Below are 19,096 nucleotides of genomic sequence, written 5' to 3'. Positions count from 1 at the left end.
ATGCCGTACATTTTTATTTTTCTAATGCTGTTAGTGTTAAGTGCATGTAAAGATGAGACAAAGAAGGTTCACTTACCAAAAAAACAACTACAGGAAGAAGTTACGGAGAATAAAAGCCAGCAAAGTCGCAAAACTAATACCCAAACAAAATTTGCAGTTTCTGACGAAAAGCAATTTACTTATTCCCTAAATCAAGGTGAAACCCTGACCCATGTTTTAGCTTCTGCAGGCTTTAACATGGCAAATATTGTTAGCTTAGCAAAAGCGGTAAAGCCTCATTACGATTTTAAAAAAATAAGACCCGGTACACAATTTGATGCCATTGAAACCGAAAACAAGAAGGTACTGCGATTTGCAATCGATTACGCCAAGCTTATTGAAGCAACGTTACTAAATGAGACTTGGCAAATTGAAGTAGTCAAAGCAACACTAATCACACATGAAATGAGTCGTTCTTTTGCCATCAATCATAGCCTTTATCACGCGGCTAATCAGGAAAAAATACCGCATAACATCATCAACAGTGCTGTTTTAGCAATGTCTCACTTCATTGACTTTCAAAGGGAAATTCGACAAGGCGATGCGATTACCCTTAACTTCACTGTGTCTGAAGTGACTCATAACGCACATTTATACAATCAGTTTTCAGCACCGCAAACACTTGTGGCGATTAATTTTAAAAACCAAACTAAGCAATACAGCCTATATCAGTTTCAAAACGCTTTTTACTTTAAAGATGGCAAATTAGCACAAAATTTCTTGATGAAAACACCACTTAATGGCGCGCGATTATCGTCTTATTTTGGCAAGCGAAAACATCCAGTGCTGGGATATACACGTCAACATAAAGGCATTGATTTCAGTGCTCCAATTGGCACACCCATTATGGCTGCTGGCAAAGGAAAAGTGCTTAAAGCAAGTTACAGTAGAAGCTTTGGTAACCGTGTGTTAATTGATCACGGTAATGGCTATCGCACCTTGTATGCGCACTTAAAAGGGTTTGCAAAAGGCATAAAACAAGGCAGCCGCGTAAGCCAAGGCCAAACAATTGGCTATTTAGGTAACACGGGGTTATCTACAGCACGTCATTTACATTATGAAGTACATAAAAATGGTCGGGCAGTTAACCCGCTAAATATGAAACAACCAAGCAATGTCCAACTAGAAGGCGAACAGTTGATAGCATTTAAAGCACATACTAATCAAATAGATAATCACTATGCATCTTTGGTTTATGATAATAAAATGCCAACAACTTTGGATTAAGAAAATCCAGTAATCAGGTTGATAGCCTACCAAATTGTTAACGCTACTAAGCGTTATAAAATAACGACTTCATAAATTCATAAAACACCTCGGTTTTACGCGTGACTAAACTGTTTTGTGGTTTTAAAAACCATACCGGCGCATCATCGTCCATTAACGTGTTTGGTAGAATCTCAACTAGTCGTCCAGCTGCTAATTCATCCTGAATTGCCAAGCGCGATTTAATTGCTATGCCCAGCCCTGCAACTGCCGCTTGTGTCATATTATCTGAGTTAGAAATTGTTATGTGAGTAACCACATTGTGGTTAATGACACTATCGTTTTCTTTGAATTTAAGCTGTCGTTGCCACGGCAAACAGACCCAATGGTGGTTAGTAAGATCGGTTATCGATTTTGGTGTGCCATGCTTTGCCAAGTAAGCGGGTGATGCACACAAAATACGTGAATTACGGGCAATCTTACGCGACAGTAGATTAGAGTCGGCCAATTGCCCTACCCGAATTGCCACATCTTGCGCATCATCCACCACATTCACAAATTGATCGGTGATCATAAAATCCAGTTTTAAGTCTGGATAGTTTGATTCAAACGCTGCAAGTGCAGGTAATACAAATTTTGAGAAAACCCACGGTGGCATGGTCACTCTTAGTACACCTGAAATGGCCGATCCTCGGGCACCAATTTGATGTTCTGCATCGTACAACGCCTCTAAAATCGCCACCGCGCGTTGATAAAATACCTCTCCTGCAGGCGACAATCGCATACGCCGACTATCCCTAAAGATAAGTACCGTATTAAGCGCTTTTTCTAACTTATTTAAACGATGACTGACCGTTGCAGGCGAAAGGCCTTGTGCTTTTGCAGCAACCACTACACCTTGATTTTCAACTATGGCAATAAAGGTTTCTAAATCACATAAACTGTACATAGCATTGATTTAACTTTTTCGAATATAGGTTTCGTTTTTCTATTGTATATCTAAAAAAATAAAACTCTATACTGAGCCCATTGTTTAAACAAAATGGCGGAATACACATGACATTGAAAAGCCAAATCGACGCGTTTGAAGTTGAAAAGAAAGCTAATCTTAGTAACGATATTTTAGATTTAATGGATATCACCACGGATAAACTAATTGCGGCGCAGTTAAGCCAACATGCTCTAAAAGTGGGTGATACGCTGCCAGCATTTATCTTACCGAATAGCGATGGCACTTTGGTAAGTTCACACGCGTTACTAGAAAAAGGCCCATTGGTGCTGAGCTTTTATCGCGGTGGGTGGTGCCCTTATTGTAATTTAGAACTGCGTGCGCTTAATGCAATTTCAGCTGAATTTGCAGCACATAACGCACAGTTAGTTGCTGTTTCACCACAGTTACCAGACAATTCACTTTCTACCCAAAACGAAAATGAGCTTGCCTACACTGTACTTTCCGATGTGGAAAATACCTTAGCAAAAGCCTGTGGCTTAGTATTTACCCTTGATGAGCGTTTAGTGCCCGTGTATCACCAACTTGGTCTTGATATTCCAAAAGCGAATGGCGACAACAGCTATGAATTACCTTTACCGGCAACCTATGTCATTGATCAAAATGGCGTGATTCAATTTGCTTTTGCAAAAGAAGATTACACCCTAAGAGCCGAACCTGAGGATGTACTAACACTCGTTAAAGGGTTGATGAAATAAACAAAAAAGCCGGAGATTACTCCGGCTTTTTACAATTTTAAAAATGTTAATTAGTTATTTAAATAGGTATTTAAAAACTTAAGGTAAGCATTTGATGCTTCAATGCGGTTTTCTTTTTTGGTAAAACCATGGCCTTCATCATCAAATAATACATATTCTACCGGCACACCATTAGCTTTGACCGCTGCCACCAGCTCATCACTTTCCACTTGCAGTACACGAGGGTCATTCGCGCCTTGAATTACCATTAATGGTTTAGTGATATTTTTAGCGTGGAATAATGGTGAAATAGCGCGATGACGCTCTCCATCTGTTGCTGGGTCGCCCATTTCATCGTAAAGCGCTTTTTTAAAGCTCTCCCACCATGGTGGAATAGAATTAAGCGTTCTTACCCAGTTAGTTACACCAAAAATATTAATACCTACTTTAAATTCTTCTGGCTCAAACGCAAGTGCTGCCGCGGTCATAAAGCCGCCGTAACTGCCGCCCATAATGCCAATTTTATCGCCATCTACCCAATCTAAACTTTGTAAGTGTTTTTTACCGTACACGATATCTTGCAAGTCATCGGTGCCATGTTTTTTATCATCCAAATGGAAGAAGGTTTTGCCGTAGCCTGAGCTACCGCGGTTATTCACCGCAAAAATAGCATAGCCATGGTTTACCAAGTGCTGCTGCATAGCGCTATAACCGGTGCGGCTTTGTCCACCTGGTCCGCCATGCACCCACACAAGTGCTGGCACTTTATTATTGCTATTTGCTTGTTTTGGTTTGTATAACACGCCTGGAATTTCTAGCCCATCAAAGCTTTTAAAACGCACTATGGTACTTTCAACCAGATCATTTTGATCAATTGCAGCACTTAAACTGTTGGTAAGTTGTGATGCCTTTGATGATCCTACCTGCCAAACAAATAAATTATTCGGTGACGTATCGGAATTTAGGTAAAACGCCATGGTTTTTTCATCTGCCGAGAAATTTACGCCACGTAAATTACCTGCAGGTAAACTTGGCATCGCAATCGATTGCCCAGTTTGTGTATCTATCACAGTGACTTTGGTGCTGGCATCAGCATTTACACCACTAACTTGGTAGCGCCCTGATTTAGAGAAGTAAATAAAGTTAACATCCCAGTCATCTTTGAGTGCAAGACGATGTTCACCCGAGGTTAAATCATAGCGCCAAATTTGTGCAAATTCGCCTTTTGCGTTGGTTGAGTAATAAAGTGCCTTGCTGTCTCGCGAAAAGGTTTCGGGGCCAAATGTGGCTTCAACACCTTTGCCTGCAATTAACTCTGGTTTAAGTGTTTTTTTCATCGTATCAAGAATAAACACGTCGCTATCTTTGTTTGAGTTATTTTTAGAAAGCGCAATGAAACGGCCATCTGGGCTAATTGCTCCCACATCTAACCCCATTTTATTCTGATAAACAGGGGTTACTTCATAGCTTTTCGCATCAACACGGTACAAGTCCATAAACTTAGCATCGCGTTGATTACTAGTGATGTAAAAGTGACTACCATCTTCTGTGAAACCGGCAAAACGCGCGCGGGTTTCTTCTCCTGGCGTTAAGTCTTTAACGCTGCCGTCTACTTCGCGTATATACACATGAAAACGTTCATTACCGCCAGAGTCTTTGGTAAAAATCACGCGCTCGTCATTTGGAAAATAACGCACCGCATAGGTACTGTCTTGAAAATCTGTTAGGCGGGTTTTCTTAGCAGTTTTTACATCAACAGCATAGAGGCTGTAAATGCCACTTTCATCACTGCTTACCAGAATTTTGTCACCCTTAGGTGAAAAGCTACTGCCCCTTATTGAGGTAGTATCAAAGAAAGTTTCAGCATCATAGTGTTTAACGGTCTGGGCTTGTTGCACCACTTCAGTTGGCTTATCAGACTGTGTTGTTTGTGAACAGCCAGCTAATGCAAGGCCAAGCGCGCACGCGACTGCGGCGAATTGAAAATGCTTTTTCATTATAATTATTCCTTTTAAATTATCCGTTTGTGATTGTTACCTGAACAAAATTTAGACTCAAGAGCCAACTTAAAATAATTGCTTCAAAATGTACTGAATTGGAAACAGGCCGTAAAAAATGAGGTACTTAATTTTCAATTAATGAAAACGCTTAGCAATAGAGGCGTGTTAGACAAAAGTAATAATATGGGTTTGCTGAAATGCACTAAACCCATAATTGTATATTGATAAAACAAGGGAAATTGCAGCAATAAAAACGCCGACTTTCTAACTAAAAGTGTTAAAATTAACAATGCAAAACTAAATTCATTCAAAATTAGCATTTCCCCAACATCCACTGTTTAAGCAAGCTAATTTTCACTATTTATCAGGAACAGCTTGCATGAGCTTCAATAATTTAGGTTTAACTAACGCATTATTAACGGCTATAACCGAGCAAGGTTATAAAGACCCCTCAGCCATTCAACGTGAAGCCATACCTGCTATTTTAGCGCACAAAGATGTGATGGCCATTGCCCAAACAGGTACGGGAAAAACCGCCGGTTTTTCCCTTCCTGTGTTACAGCTCTTAGCCGATCAACAGGTAACCCAAGCAAAGCATATTCGCGCGCTTATTATCACGCCAACACGCGAACTAGCAGCTCAAGTTGCCACCAGCATTAACACTTATGCAGCGCACTTAAATGTAAGCTCGCTGGCTGTGTTCGGCGGAGTAAGAATAGAGCCACAAATTACAGCACTTGAAAATGGTGTAGACGTGCTTATTGCAACGCCAGGGCGATTAATGGATTTATATCAGCAAGGCGCTGTGCATTTTGAGCAGCTAACCCTATTAGTACTCGATGAAGCGGATCGCATGCTGGACTTAGGCTTTATTGATGACATCAAAAAAATCTCAGCCTTATTGCCGACAAAACGCCAAACCTTGATGTTTTCTGCCACTTTTACAAACCAAATAAAAGCACTTGCAGAAACCATGTTGATAAACCCAGTACTGATTGAAGTAGAAGCAGCAAACAGTACGGTAGACAACATCAAACAAACTTTATATCACGTTGATAAACATCAAAAAACTGATGTACTCATTCACTTATTGAAAAAGAAAAAATGGCCTCAAGTACTGGTATTTAGTCGCACAAAGCAAGGAGCCGAAGCGTTAGTTAACAGTTTAAAAAACGCGGGGATTTCAGCGGATTCTATCCATGCAAATCGCACACAGCATGCCCGCACAATCGCCCTTGCTGAGTTTAAAAATGAGACTATAAATGTGCTTGTAGCGACAGATATTGCTGCGCGTGGTATTGATATTAATCAGTTACCTTGTGTTATCAATTTTGATCTACCCTATGTGGCTGAAGATTATGTGCACCGCATTGGTCGCACCGGTCGCGCGGGTAAAAAAGGGCACGCTATTTCGCTTTTTAGTGACGATGAAGTAAAGCAATTAAACGCCATAGAGCGATTAATTAATCGCACATTTTCACGTGACGTTGTCGCAGGCTTTGTGCCAAGCAGGCAACGAGCAGAACAAATGTGGGGCGGCGCAAAAGATAACTCACCCACTAAGAGCAAAAAGGGCAATAAAAAAGCGAGTAAACATCAGTTTGACGACGATGAATATGGCAATTTTGAGCCAATGCCAGATTCGTCTAACAAGAAAAAATCAAATAAGCGAAAACGTCGTTAAGCCTAAACAGGTTGTTTTTCTGTGAGAAAACACAATAAAAAACCGAAGCTGGTTGCTTCGGTTCTTATTTTTCAATGACTAACACTATTTAATAATAGTCTGACTATTCGTCTTCCAACTCGTCATCAAAATCATCTTCAAAGTCATAATCATCATGCGATGGTTTAGCTTGGCGAACTGCAGGCTTGGCTAGAATTTCAATGTAAAATGAGGTTAAGTTTTCAAGCTGGGTTTTATCAATCATCTTATTGATTTGTGATAAATGTACGACTTCGGCTTCTGCTTCCGTGTTACCAAATTTACAATCAAAGTCCCAGTAATCAGCACCTTGTGGTAATTTTTTATTGCGCTCACGCTTGATGTATTTTTTAACTTCATGCTTTACCGCATCAACTCGCCTTGCGATTTTGATTTTAGGATGCGTTAATTCGAATGTTTTTTTCATGGTTGCCTTCAAATAAGAAATACTCAAGTGTGCAATAAGCATGCTGAGTAAAAGAAGTGGATTTATAAGCCCGCAGTCTGTGCGCTTATAAACTCAAAGAATGACGCTATTTTACGTTAAATTGAGCGCACTAGCATTAACTATTATCACAACTTTAGCAAAAGCATGAGTGACTATCAGTGAGTATCATGGGAGTGTTTACTAGTCATTATTAATCCACTCCCCTTTAAAAAAAATCGTTTATTTAAGCAAATTAGTCATATACCAAGCATTATCAACTAAGGCAAACAAACAATAACCGCCCACCGATTGCTCTTTATCGGTTCTAACAATTCGAGTGTCGAATGTGTAGTTTACTTTTAAAACTTGGCTTGCTTGCCATTTTTCAACGTTGCTTCTAATAGCCATTACTTTATGGCTTTTTGGATCTGCCACTAGCTCATAATCTTTAATGGCGAAATTACTAATACCAGCATAACGTGACTTAGTGTATTTCTTATTTTGTTTGTCCACCAAGCGTTTTATAGCCTGCTCTTCGCCCCGAATTTTAAGCGGCACAAGTTGTTTAAACGCATCGTAATCTTGGTTTTTTACAATCGATGCTGCACTGACACAGTGCGCTTTTTGCGCATCATAGTCACCCGCTAAGAGAGAAAATGAACAAAATAGTGGCAGGGTAAAAAGAAGCTGTTTCATAAAGTCATCCTTAACATTAGTGCTGAGCACAGATTATTCTCAGCATTTTTTAATGAATACAATCGACTACACTGTACCGATTTACAATGATAATGCCAACTAACAAATAATATGCTGGCAAGTTAGGGGCTTTGAGTGTTTATTTATCCAGCGCGGCTATTCATCTTAAAAATACATTTTATGTTGGCTTTTTATTACAATGTCTTCTGATTTTATAAATGTGAGATAAAAATGCTTAAAGGCTTAATGATTGCAGCGATCACTATCACACTTGTGATAACAACGATCGTGTTAAACAATGACTTTGATTACATTCAGCATGGTGACGCTAAGTTTGTCTATGATACTACAAGCGTTAATGACGAAATGGCTCAGACAATCCATCAATTTCTGTTAGATAAAAACAGTTACCAAGGTCAAACAGGGGAATTATTTTTACTCAAGCAAACAGAGACTGGCAAATGGCTCGTCAAGTTCCCAGTTTACCAAGGCGGTGATGTCGCACCTCAATTAATGCGTGAACTAGAAGTATTCGCTAAAGATCTACAAAAACAGGTTTTAAATGGCGCCCCCCTTGAAGTACATATTACAAATGCAGGTTATCAAGGTGTTCAATACTTTGAAGTGTAGCCAGTAAGATTGGCTTAGTTAATCCACGTAACCCCTGAAACGTGTTTTAACATAACAAACCTTGTTCATACCTCTTGATAAAAATAACGGATAAACACGTCGCAAAAGCACTTGTTTAAGGCACTTTACCTATTGTTGATTCCATCTTGTTACGTTTTACAGTAAGCTGCTTTACGTTGTAACAAAATAAGAAATAGGAAAGTACTGTGAACAAACGAATTGAACCTGAATTATTTAGCAAAGTGCCCGATTTAAACCAGGTTGAAAATACTAAACAGTCCTCTTCTCAATCAAACAGTACACCACCTTCAAGTGAGCAGAGCTCATTGCAACAAGCTGCTCCTGTAAAGCAAAACAACCTAACGACATGGTTAGGCTTTGCAGCAATTTTGGCATTATCTGCTGGCGGTTATTTTTTACATCAACAAAACCTTAAAACTCAGGCGCAATTAGTCGCATCTGAACAACGTATTGCCGAACTAGAAAGTGCGCTTTCCGCAACGGGTGAAGAAATGGGCGAATCAGCAGGTGCGATTAAAGCTAAGCTATCGTCATTAAGTAAACGCACTGATGAGCTTTGGACACAAATGGATAAATTGTGGGCATCAGCATGGCGTCGAAATCAATCTGAAATTAAAAAGCTCTCAGAACTAACCGCTAGCAATCAAACAAAACAAACGAAAGCAGTGAGTGATGCAACAAACAAAATTAGTGCACTATCGCAAGCTCAGTCAGAGCTCACTTTAAAGCTTTCTTTCTTAGAAGAACAACAACAAGCAGCAAATACCCTTAAAACAAAACTGGCAACACTGAATTCAAAACTGGATGAATTAAAGGCGCAATCTCAAGGCCGCGATGCAAAACAAGTTGAAATTGGGGGTACTATTGCGCAATTAGAAATCACTCAAGCTGCACTTACCGAGCAGTTAACACGCTTAGAGCAAAAGCTGAGTGCTGCTAATAAAACACTTTAGTCAATAACCTAAGGCGCGTGTAATCAACAATCAAAAAAGGTTAGCAAGTAAAGCTAACCTTTTTTAAAAGCCATCAAACTTTTTAATTCTTTTCAACAGTTAACTCATTGTCTGTATCTGAGTCAGCATAGCCACTGCCAATTGCGCTAAATGGCATTTCAAGTTCAAGTTCTTTCACCTGCAAACCAATCCAAGCAGGAAACGTATTACTATTGGGTCCTGGCAATAAGGTATATTCATTGGCCCAAGGATAACGTTCGGCCGCAGCAATAATATCTGGAATTAATTTGGCTGCTTTATCGCCAGTTATCGAAAGAAACTTTTCAGGTTTAGCGCCATACCAGTAACGGTCTGGCGTTGTTGTGGTGTACTTTGTCAATGCAGGTAAACCACGTTTCACGCGCCACCCTACCACTTCATACACAGTGTATTCGTTAGCGTTTTCCGGTTTTATCGCAAGCCAAGTATGCACCGCAAACCAGCCACGCCAACTAAAGGCGTCTGCGCCATAAAATTCAATTACAGCCTCATTAACCAGCATAGGATTTGGCGCAATACCCGCAGGTTCGCGACTGGCTGTTCGCCAATTTGAATTACTACAGCCACTTAAAAGTACCGTGGTGACAAATAATAAGATTAAACGTCGCATTGAATACCCCTTATTTAATACGTGTTAATCATACGTGTATCAACACATAAACGCCTATATATTTGCGCTCAGTGACAATTTAATGCGGCTTAACACTCTGTTTAGGCGCTTTATCGTGGCATTTTTGCGTTCTAACAAGGATGCAAAACACCCTTCGCCAAATTAGCTAAATTTTTATATTACTGCATTTGCTTCTCTAGCTCTGCAATGCGCTTTTTGGTTAATTGGGCATTCGGATTAATCGCCAATACAGCCTGATAGCTCACGAGTGCTTGCGAATAATTACCCAGACTGTCGTGCGCTTTGGCTAAACCATAATTGAAACATGATTTTTGTTTGTTCTGCGATACTAAAAAGGTAAACACTTCGAGAGCGTACTCAATTTTTTGTGCCTGTAATAAAGAAAAGCCCCATTCAGCCACTATATCTAAGTCGAATATAATGCCGGTATCTTGCTCTGCTTTCACAAAGGTATTTTGAAAACCCTTAAAACTATTTAGTTTTGCTAATTCATTGAGATATTCCATTGGCTTATACGCTTTTAATTTTTCTGTTTGGTTAAAATCAGGAATATAAAAAGCAGCAATATCGTCCACAAAACTAATCGGCAAAGCGCCTAGCAAGTTAGTGAGCACAACGATTGACACATTATCTTTTGGGTATGAAATGATGGTTGTAGCATTACCACCACTTGCGCTAACAGTTGGGTGATACTTACGCTGCCCAACTTGCCAACCCATTGCATAACCATTTTCTTTATTATTAAAACCCTCGGTACGGCCGTTATTAAGCGTTTGCGGTTGCCAAAGTGTATCTAAGTTTTTCACTAACTTGCCACTTTGTAACGCGATCATGTAGTTTGCCAGCTCCATAGCCGTTGAACTCATGCCAGCTGCTGTTCTTAATAAGTAATCAAACTCGCCATAAAAATTCTTGTAAGTGCCATCCCCAAGGTAAATGTATTGTCTGGCTTGATGAGGCACCATCAACTCTAGGTTATCAAAGCCTGCTTCTGCCGTTTGAGTCATATCAACTGGCGTAAGCTGATGCTCTGTAATAAATGTTGGAAAGCCTTCTGGCGCATATTTATCAATCAATTTGCCAAGCAGTACATAACCTGTTTGGTTGTATTTAAAGTAGTCATTAGTATTAAATAAAAATGGGCGTTTTTGCACTGCCTGCCAAGACGCCTCGATGTTATTGGGTACAAGCAGTGACAGCGTACTATTTGAGGCTAAGATTTCGGGCAAACCACTGGTGTGTGCCATTAACTGTTTAATGGTCAGCGGATGCCATGCCTTGGGCAATTCAGGTAGATGTTTACCAATGGGATCATTTAACTCTAATAAACCACGCTCTGACAGTTGCACAATTGCAACACCTGTAAAGCCTTTTGTCATTGAGTTGATTGGGAATAGTGTTTTGTCGGTTACGGGGACTTGATGCTGTAAGTCAGCAAAACCAAAACTTGCTAGCTTAACTATTTTATTATCTTTTACTACAGCCAGTTGCAACCCTGGAATATGGCGTTCAGCCATTACATCTTGAATATATTGATTAAGTGGTTGTTTTGCGCTCACCAAAAATGGGGCAAACAGGGCAGAAAAGACCATCACTGACAACAGTGAAGAAAGTACACACTTATTATTATTGTTAAACATTGTTCTTCCAGATTTTCTTAATTAAAACAGTTGTTTTTAAAAATTAAGGTGTTAAAAAGTTTTAACAGGGCTTTAAAATTGTGCTGAACTTTAATGGCTTTTGACCTTAAATGCCCTATCAATATTGTAAGAATCTATGAATTATCGGATCAGAACACAGTAATATTTTAAGTATGTATTGATGCGTTCTGATTAGTTTATGTCATCGAACTGTTCAAAACGCTTCATCACCGATATTTTCCAAACATCACCTTATTTGACCAAACATCATAAAGGGCAGGAATCGCTTCAAACTTCCCCTATTCTTTAACGCAAGCAACACGCTTTACTCACATTACACTGAATAGGAAAGAGATTATGAACACGTCAAACGCAATCGAAATTTTAATGGCTGCTGGTTTAACAACATTTGTCGTTGCAGGTTTAGTTAGCGCAGGTATGACAACCGCAATCGTAACTGGTGCAGCTATTGGCAGCGCTTATTTATTAACAAAATAACTGATTTAACTCGCGAGAATGTGCAAATGAACAATGCAAACACAGTCGATATTTTTATAGTCGCATCACTTAGCACCTTTGTAATTGCAGGTTTAATTACTGCCGGAATGACAAGTGCAATTCTTACTGGCGCAGCTATTGGCGGCATTTATATGCTAACAAAATAACCCTTAGGATATGCCTATGAAGCAAACGTTTACACAGTTTTACCACAATAAAACATTATTAAAATAAGCCTTTCCAAAACACCAACGGAAAGGCTTTTTTGTGTCATAAGCCAAACAAACGTTTAAAGATAATACTGCAACGCTTTTTAATTTGATCTCAAACAGTTTTAAATCAAACTAAATTTCAACTAAAATAAATCTAGAACCATCATAATATTCATTAAATTCAAACAAATTGAATTTATGCCCCCGAAAACATAATTTGAGTTGAAATAATTATTATGAATTTATCATATGATAAAATTAATAAGCCCGTCTTTATACCTGCAATAATTAGTATCTTCACATTACTGCTCTTTGCGTTTATTGCACCCGAAATCGCATCAAATAGCTTTAATTTTATTCAGGCTAAAATTACAGCCAATGGCAGTTGGTTTTATGTTTTAACAGTCGCAATCATTTTAGGATTTGTAATTTATTTGGGTGTGTCTAAGTTTGGCGCAATAAAACTTGGCCCGGATCACTCAACGCCCGATTACTCAATGGCCACTTGGTTATCAATGTTATTTGCAGCAGGTATGGGGATTGGGTTGATGTTTTTTGGCGTTGCTGAACCTGTGATGCATTACTTGGCACCACCAACAGCTGAAGTAAACTCCCTTGCGGCAATAAAAGAAGCCATGAAGGTGACCTTCTTCCACTGGGGTCTTCATGCTTGGGCTATTTATGCCATTGTAGCGTTAATCTTAGCTTATTTTAGCTACCGCCATGGTTTACCACTGACATTGCGCTCAGCACTGCATCCAATTATTGGTGATCGCATCTATGGTTGGCCAGGTCATTTAGTTGATATTTTTGCTGTTGTCGGCACTGTTTTTGGTGTGGCAACATCTTTAGGGTTAGGTGCATCTCAGGTCAATGCCGGCTTAAATTACTTATTCAGTATCGAAGTGAATGAGTCCAATCAATTATTGATTATGCTCGGTATCACATTGCTTGCTTCTATTTCTGTGGCAACAGGTTTAGATAAAGGCATTAAATTCTTATCTGAACTTAATATGGGCCTGGCAATTTTGCTGATGTTACTGATTTTCATTGTTGGGCCAACTATCTTTTTGCTACAAGCGTACATTCAAAATATTGGGAGTTATTTATCAGATATTGTATCGAATACGTTCAACCTCTTTGCCTATGAAAAAAAGAGTTGGATTGGCGGTTGGACAATCTTTTATTGGGGTTGGTGGTTAGCTTGGGCACCATTTGTCGGCCTTTTTATTGCGAAAATTTCTAAGGGTCGCACAATCAGAGAATTTATCATCGGTGTGTTACTTGTACCAACCGCGTTTACCCTGCTTTGGATGACTATTTTTGGTAACTCTGCGCTATACCAAATAACTGAAGTCGGATTTTCTCGTCTTGCGGAAATGGTTAATAGCAATGCGGCTGTCGGCTTATTTGTGTTTATTGAATCATTGCCATGGTCAACAGCACTTACGTCATTGTCTATTGTTATGATTGTGATCTTCTTCGTAACATCATGCGATTCAGGCGCCATGGTTATTGATATGCTTAGCTCAAATGGCAGTAGTAACACACCCGTTTGGCAAAGGCTATTTTGGGCGATATGTGTTGGCAGTCTGGCTGCTGCGCTTACCATGGTGGGTGGGCTAGAAGCACTGCAAACAATGACCATTGCCAGTGCCTTACCGTTTAGCTTTGTGCTGCTAGCTGCATGTTATGGCCTAGCAAAAGCATTGCGAATTGAGTCTGCTAAACAAGTAAGCTTGTCATTAAGTTCAACATCTTCACAGATTCAAAATGAAAACGACAATTGGCAAGCGCGTCTTGATAATATTCTCTCTACTCCTGGCAAAGACAATGTCGATAGGTTCATAAAATCAACCGTGTTAACTGCGTTTAAAAAGATCCAAGAACAACTTGATGTGAGTGATATCGAAGCAAGTATCGCAAAAGGCGAGCATGGGTTAACGCTCTCAGTAAAACATGGTGATGAACACGATTTTTGCTACAGAGTTCAGAAAAAACAACATTGCCAACCCGATTTTAGCAATGATGAACAAAGTAATACGTATTACCGGGCTGAAGTGCATTTAGCCGAGGGCGGACAAGATTACGACATTATGGGCTGGACAGAGCAAGCTGTTATTAACGATATAATCGACCAATATGAAAAACACCTTCACTTTTTACACCTATTAAGAGATTAGATTCGGTGATTAAAAAGGCCAGTGATACTGGCCTTCTTTATTCCCAACTTATTAATTAATTAGGCTTAACAACTATCTCCGTTAAGCCAATAGTTTTATCCCTATTATTATCCAAACATCACCTTATTTGACCAAACATCATAAAGGGCAGGAATCGATTCATACTTCCCCTATTCTTTAACGCAAGCAACACGCTTTACTCACATTACACTGAATAGGAAAGAGATTATGAACACGTCAAACGCAATCGAAATTTTAATGGCTGCTGGTTTAACAACATTTGTCGTTGCAGGTTTAGTAAGCGCAGGTATGACAACCGCAATCGTAACTGGTGCAGCTATTGGCAGCGCTTATTTATTAACAAAATAACTGATTTAACGCGCGAGAATGTGCAAATGAACAATGCAAACACAGTCGATATTTTAATGGTCGCATCACTTAGCACCTTTGTAATTGCAGGTTTAATTACTGCCGGAATGACAAGTGCAATTCTAACTGGCGCAGCTATTAGCGGCTTTTATATGCTAACAAAATAACCCTTAGGATATGCCTATGAAGCAAACGTTTAAACAGTTTTACCTGAATAAAACATTATTAAAATAAGCCTTTCCAAAACACCAACGGAAAGGCTTTTTTATTTAGTTAGCTGGCGCGTTAAATTCATTCATTATTGTGTTAATTAACTGCTGTGGCTTTAGCACATCATCTTGAAACGCTTTATTAGGAATTACTGGTAATCCTTGTTGTTTGCCATTTGGTCTTACTAAATAAAAACGAGGCGTTACGGCTTTTAATTGTGAGTTTGGCAGTGTCAAAAATTGAATGCCCCCAGTTTGCCATGAATATCCTGCAGACGCTTCACCTACAATTTCAGCAAAACCAAAATCCTGCATTGTGTTTGCAAATAAAATAGCCGATGAATAGGTATAACTTCCCACTACAACCGAGACTTTACCGCTAAACTTTAACGGCTCATCGTTTACAGGCTGCTCAAAACGATCAAATACCTTGGTGACAACATCACCTTCTGTCTCACCTTCATCCATATATTTAGCAATGATTTTTTTCGTATATTTGCTGGTATGTTGGTATGGTTTATTTGCAATGTACTTAACAATGCCTTGTTTCCACATATCGTCATCGCCACCACCGTTATTGCGAATATCAATAATCAGATGCTCAATTTGCTTTTCTTTCAGTTGTTTAAAAACGTTCTCCGTAAACTGATAAAAACGCGGTTTATCTCGCCACCAAAAGGCATCAATGATTAAAAGCGCTTGTTGTTGATCTAACACTTCAAACTTAAAAGTTTGCTCAAATGATTTGCCATTAAACGATTTAGGTAATGTTTTAGATGCTGGCATTTCAACCGTTTGAGAGATGCTGCCATTTTGAAGCGTTAGCTTAAATTGCTCTCCTTTACTGACAAACAGCCAATAAAACAGTGCAAATTTATCAGATAATAAACGTTCGCGGTGCTTAACCGTATCCCCGTACATACGCGCTATAAGATCGGTGTATATATCCTTAATTGGCTTTTCATTAATGCTAATCACCTCCGCTTTTGCAAACGGGCTGTGTTGCCCTCCAAGTAAACTTGCAAGGTACACTTTGCCGTTTTTAACCGTAACTTCAAAAGGAAATAGCCCACCATTATTAATCACTTCTTTTGCAAGGCCTTTTTGGCTGCGGGTAAAAACCAACATATGTGCATCATTAAATTGGCTATTCAACAACGCAAATTTTGACAAAAACTCATTCACTGACATTGGTTTTGTAATTGACTGCTTAAATGCGGTGAGAGACTTGTCAAATGCCGCAGGGTTTTTAATGCGAATACTTAAATCAGGGTGAGTGTTATTCACAAAGTCTTGCCATGCAGTTATATCTTCTTTCATCTGCGCTGGCGTTAACATATTTTGCAAGTTTTGCATGTGTTCAGTGGCCGACACATTGTTAACCAAAAAAGCAAACACACAGAGCAATACTAAAATTAAGCGCTTAATAATCATCTTATTCCATTATTATTGTTATTAATGTCGCTTTATTAGACGAAGCTTTTTTCAAATAGGTTTAAAGGTTATGAGCACTTCTTAAATTAAGGCGCATTTTATCAAACAACAAAGCCTTGCTGATCTTTGTTTATTAATGCAGCTGAGGATCCCATTACAGTCGTTAATTCATTAAAAAAGCCAGCTATTAAGCTGGCTGGAATGGAAAAATGCGCGTTTAATAACTCGCTGTTAGCGTTACACCTGAGTAAGCAGAATACGCATTTAATAAAATGTGATACGTACCACCGGTTGCACCACTGCTTAAACTACAAGATTCATTGTTGCCCCAACGATAAGGACGACACTCATAATCAGATGTTGTTGGTTGTGAACCTTTTTTAACATACAGATCCACATCACCACTACCATTAGCGGTGCTCACTGTAAGTGTTTGATTCGCAGGAACATCTATTTTGAAGAATACTTGGCTATTTGCCGCGCCCGATAAATCAGTTTGCGGCACGCCGTTATCCAAACAATCCGTGCAGCCAGAGTCTGCACTATAGGTAGCCACTAAGCTTGCACCTGAATACGCAGAGTATCCCTGCAACATGACATAGTACTTACCTGCAGCCGGTGTATTAAATTCACAGCTTTCATTATTGCCATTTTTATAAGGACGACAATCATAACTACCTGTGGTTGGCGCCGAGCCTTGTTTTACATAAAGGTCCGCATCCCCTTGGCCACCTGAAAGCGAGATTGATAAACTTGACTGTCCAGCAGGCACATCAACAAAGTAGTTAGTTTCACTGCTTGCAGCACCTGATGCTGAAACAGCTTGATCTTTAATTAACTCAGTCACTGTTGGCGGCTCAGGATCAACCGTGCCTTCAAGCGCAAACAATAACTCGTTAGGTGAACCCGATTTAGCATCAGATACCTTATTTTTGCTCGCACCCGCCGATAATTTACTGTCGATTTGAGCTGGTGTTAAGCTGCTATTTTCATCAAGATAAAGAGCAACTACACCGGCAACATGCGGTGCTGCCATTGATGTACCACTGATAGTATTTTCTGAAGAATCAGAGTTATACCAAGCTGATTTTATGCTTGAACCAGGCGCATAAATATCTAAACAGGTACCATAGTTAGAGAAGCTTGAACGGCTATCACTTGATGTTGTTGATCCCACCGTGATTGCCGTTGTAGCACGTGCCGGTGAATAGTTACACGCGTTACTGTTATCGTTACCCGCTGCAACAACAAAACTAACACCCGAAGCAACCGCCGCCTCAACTGCTTGGTCAATTGCGGTGGATGCACCACCACCTAAACTCATATTAGCTACAGATGGGCCACTGGCATTATTTTTCACCCAATTAATGCCATCAATAACACCTGATGTGCTGCCCGAGCCATTACACCCTAGCACGCGAACCCCAACAATATTGACGTTTTTTGCAACACCGTATTGTTGGCCACCAATTGTGCCAGCTACGTGCGTACCATGACCATTACAGTCAGACGCATCCGAATCATTATCAACAAAGTCCCAACCACTTGTAGCACGATTGCCAAATTCGTTATGCGTATTACGAACACCCGTATCGATTACATAAGCGGTTACACCTGAGCCATCAAAATTATACTGGTAGTTACTATCAAGCGGTAAATCGCGTTGATCAATGCGGTCTAAACCCCAAATAGCATTAGATTGATTAGCGTTAGTCGCTACTTGTGGATCAATAGAAATAATTTGCTCAGGCTCAATAAATTGCACCAAATCTTCTTTTAATAGTTGTTTTAGCTGACCTTTTGACAGCGTATACTGAGCACCGTTTAACGTGTTACCAAAAACTTTATTAGCCTTTATCCCATATTTGCCGAGAACTTTATCTACATTTTGACTTGTTTGTTCTGCTATACCAACATTCGCGAAACTCGTTGGAACAGTTTTAAACACCACGATATATTTATTGGGGATTTGTTTGCTGGCGTTTACTTGGATTAATTTTTCACTGTCTGCATAAGCAAAATTAGCTGAACATACAGACGCTATTAGTAACATTGTTTTTGAATATTTAAACATGACGTTTCCTTGTTGCTTGGTTTTAATAACTGCTAAAAACCTAGCTCAAAAAATACACAGTTCAATTTTTCATTTTCATCTTATTAACATTTGTACCGATAAAAGGTTGTTGTTTTGGGTATGATTTATACTTAATTAAGGTTACTAAATACAAAAATTAGCTATTAAAATCTAAATGGCAGTTATTTAAAAATAGTTTATGCATTGTAAATATTTGTAACTGAAAAATTAAAATAATAAAAAAGAATGATAAAAAAACTACATTTAAAACAATATGTTTTAGTCACTAAAATGTCTTAGTAAAGGGTTTGAGTGCTAACCTAAACATGCCTTTTATTTATCAAATAACACAATGATAAATGGTTAGCGTGATTGCTTTGGCAATTTTATTAAGTTAATCAGTATTATTTTATACGCCACTCAATGTAAATAAAATGTAAACAAACT

The 19,096-nt window shown here is 39.1% G+C and carries 18 protein-coding genes; 10 read left to right on the top strand and 8 right to left on the bottom strand.

Features of this window, described 5'->3' with window-relative positions:
* Positions 1 to 1,266 (top strand): M23 family metallopeptidase, encoded by a 1,266-nt coding sequence (locus OM33_RS16515; protein ID WP_234402771.1) that lies wholly within the window; start codon positions 1 to 3, stop codon positions 1,264 to 1,266.
* A gap of 46 nt (positions 1,267 to 1,312) precedes the next feature.
* Here the strand turns inward: OM33_RS16515 and OM33_RS16510 are convergent, their stop codons facing one another.
* Positions 1,313 to 2,194, bottom strand: a complete 882-nt coding sequence (locus OM33_RS16510; protein WP_040135196.1) for a LysR family transcriptional regulator — start codon at positions 2,192 to 2,194, stop codon at positions 1,313 to 1,315.
* 107 nt (positions 2,195 to 2,301) lie between these two features.
* On the opposite strand from OM33_RS16510, the gene OM33_RS16505 reads away from it, so the two are divergent.
* Positions 2,302 to 2,952, top strand: a complete 651-nt coding sequence (locus OM33_RS16505) for a peroxiredoxin-like family protein (RefSeq protein ID WP_040135194.1) — start codon at positions 2,302 to 2,304, stop codon at positions 2,950 to 2,952.
* A 50-nt stretch (positions 2,953 to 3,002) separates the two neighbouring features.
* On the opposite strand, the gene OM33_RS16500 is transcribed toward OM33_RS16505, so the two are convergent.
* Entirely contained in the window at positions 3,003 to 4,928 is a 1,926-nt protein-coding gene (locus OM33_RS16500) for a S9 family peptidase (protein WP_040135192.1), read from the bottom strand.
* Positions 4,929 to 5,310: 382 nt separating this feature from the next.
* Here OM33_RS16500 and OM33_RS16495 point away from each other — a divergent pair, with 382 nt between their 5' ends.
* Positions 5,311 to 6,615, top strand: coding sequence for a DEAD/DEAH box helicase (locus OM33_RS16495; RefSeq protein ID WP_040135191.1), 1,305 nt, complete (start codon positions 5,311 to 5,313; stop codon positions 6,613 to 6,615).
* A gap of 103 nt (positions 6,616 to 6,718) precedes the next feature.
* On the opposite strand, the gene OM33_RS16490 is transcribed toward OM33_RS16495, so the two are convergent.
* Positions 6,719 to 7,060 (bottom strand): DUF6172 family protein, encoded by a 342-nt coding sequence (locus OM33_RS16490; protein ID WP_040135189.1) that lies wholly within the window; start codon positions 7,058 to 7,060, stop codon positions 6,719 to 6,721.
* A 240-nt stretch (positions 7,061 to 7,300) separates the two neighbouring features.
* A complete protein-coding gene (locus OM33_RS16485) occupies positions 7,301 to 7,756 on the bottom strand; it encodes a hypothetical protein (protein ID WP_040135187.1) in 456 nt (151 codons plus the stop codon).
* Between the two features lie 231 nt (positions 7,757 to 7,987).
* On the opposite strand from OM33_RS16485, the gene OM33_RS16480 reads away from it, so the two are divergent.
* Complete coding sequence (locus OM33_RS16480) at positions 7,988 to 8,386, top strand: hypothetical protein (RefSeq protein WP_040135182.1); 399 nt, start codon at positions 7,988 to 7,990, stop codon at positions 8,384 to 8,386.
* A 206-nt stretch (positions 8,387 to 8,592) separates the two neighbouring features.
* A complete protein-coding gene (locus OM33_RS16475; RefSeq protein WP_040135181.1) occupies positions 8,593 to 9,360 on the top strand; it encodes a hypothetical protein in 768 nt (255 codons plus the stop codon).
* A gap of 82 nt (positions 9,361 to 9,442) precedes the next feature.
* Here the strand turns inward: OM33_RS16475 and OM33_RS16470 are convergent, their stop codons facing one another.
* Complete coding sequence (locus OM33_RS16470; RefSeq protein ID WP_040135179.1) at positions 9,443 to 10,009, bottom strand: DUF3750 domain-containing protein; 567 nt, start codon at positions 10,007 to 10,009, stop codon at positions 9,443 to 9,445.
* Positions 10,010 to 10,188: 179 nt separating this feature from the next.
* Positions 10,189 to 11,670 (bottom strand): serine hydrolase, encoded by a 1,482-nt coding sequence (locus OM33_RS16465; RefSeq protein ID WP_040135177.1) that lies wholly within the window; start codon positions 11,668 to 11,670, stop codon positions 10,189 to 10,191.
* Positions 11,671 to 12,027: 357 nt separating this feature from the next.
* Here OM33_RS16465 and OM33_RS22625 point away from each other — a divergent pair, with 357 nt between their 5' ends.
* The 5 genes from OM33_RS22625 (at position 12,028) to OM33_RS22610 (ending at position 15,099) form a co-directional block, all read left to right on the top strand.
* Positions 12,028 to 12,168 carry a hypothetical protein gene (locus tag OM33_RS22625; protein ID WP_199922609.1) on the top strand — a complete coding sequence of 47 codons (141 nt, stop codon included), beginning with the start codon at positions 12,028 to 12,030 and terminating at the stop codon, positions 12,166 to 12,168.
* Between the two features lie 26 nt (positions 12,169 to 12,194).
* Complete coding sequence (locus tag OM33_RS22620) at positions 12,195 to 12,335, top strand: hypothetical protein (protein WP_199922610.1); 141 nt, start codon at positions 12,195 to 12,197, stop codon at positions 12,333 to 12,335.
* A 281-nt stretch (positions 12,336 to 12,616) separates the two neighbouring features.
* A complete protein-coding gene (locus tag OM33_RS16460; RefSeq protein WP_040135175.1) occupies positions 12,617 to 14,563 on the top strand; it encodes a BCCT family transporter in 1,947 nt (648 codons plus the stop codon).
* 228 nt (positions 14,564 to 14,791) lie between these two features.
* A complete protein-coding gene (locus tag OM33_RS22615) occupies positions 14,792 to 14,932 on the top strand; it encodes a hypothetical protein (protein WP_199922609.1) in 141 nt (46 codons plus the stop codon).
* Between the two features lie 26 nt (positions 14,933 to 14,958).
* Positions 14,959 to 15,099 (top strand): hypothetical protein, encoded by a 141-nt coding sequence (locus tag OM33_RS22610; protein WP_199922608.1) that lies wholly within the window; start codon positions 14,959 to 14,961, stop codon positions 15,097 to 15,099.
* A 102-nt stretch (positions 15,100 to 15,201) separates the two neighbouring features.
* Here OM33_RS22610 and OM33_RS16455 read toward each other — a convergent pair whose 3' ends face one another.
* Together OM33_RS16455 and OM33_RS16450 are read right to left on the bottom strand one after the other, a co-directional pair.
* The gene (locus OM33_RS16455; protein WP_040135173.1) at positions 15,202 to 16,575 is read right to left on the bottom strand and encodes a S41 family peptidase; all 1,374 of its coding nucleotides are present in this window, start codon (positions 16,573 to 16,575) and stop codon (positions 15,202 to 15,204) included.
* A 217-nt stretch (positions 16,576 to 16,792) separates the two neighbouring features.
* Entirely contained in the window at positions 16,793 to 18,628 is a 1,836-nt protein-coding gene (locus OM33_RS16450; protein ID WP_407681064.1) for a S8 family peptidase, read from the bottom strand.
* Between the last annotated feature and the right edge of the window lie 468 nt (positions 18,629 to 19,096).

This window comes from Pseudoalteromonas piratica, from assembly GCF_000788395.1.
Taxonomy (GTDB): Bacteria; Pseudomonadota; Gammaproteobacteria; order Enterobacterales; family Alteromonadaceae; genus Pseudoalteromonas; species Pseudoalteromonas piratica.
This window is presented reverse-complemented; position numbering and strand designations above follow the sequence as displayed.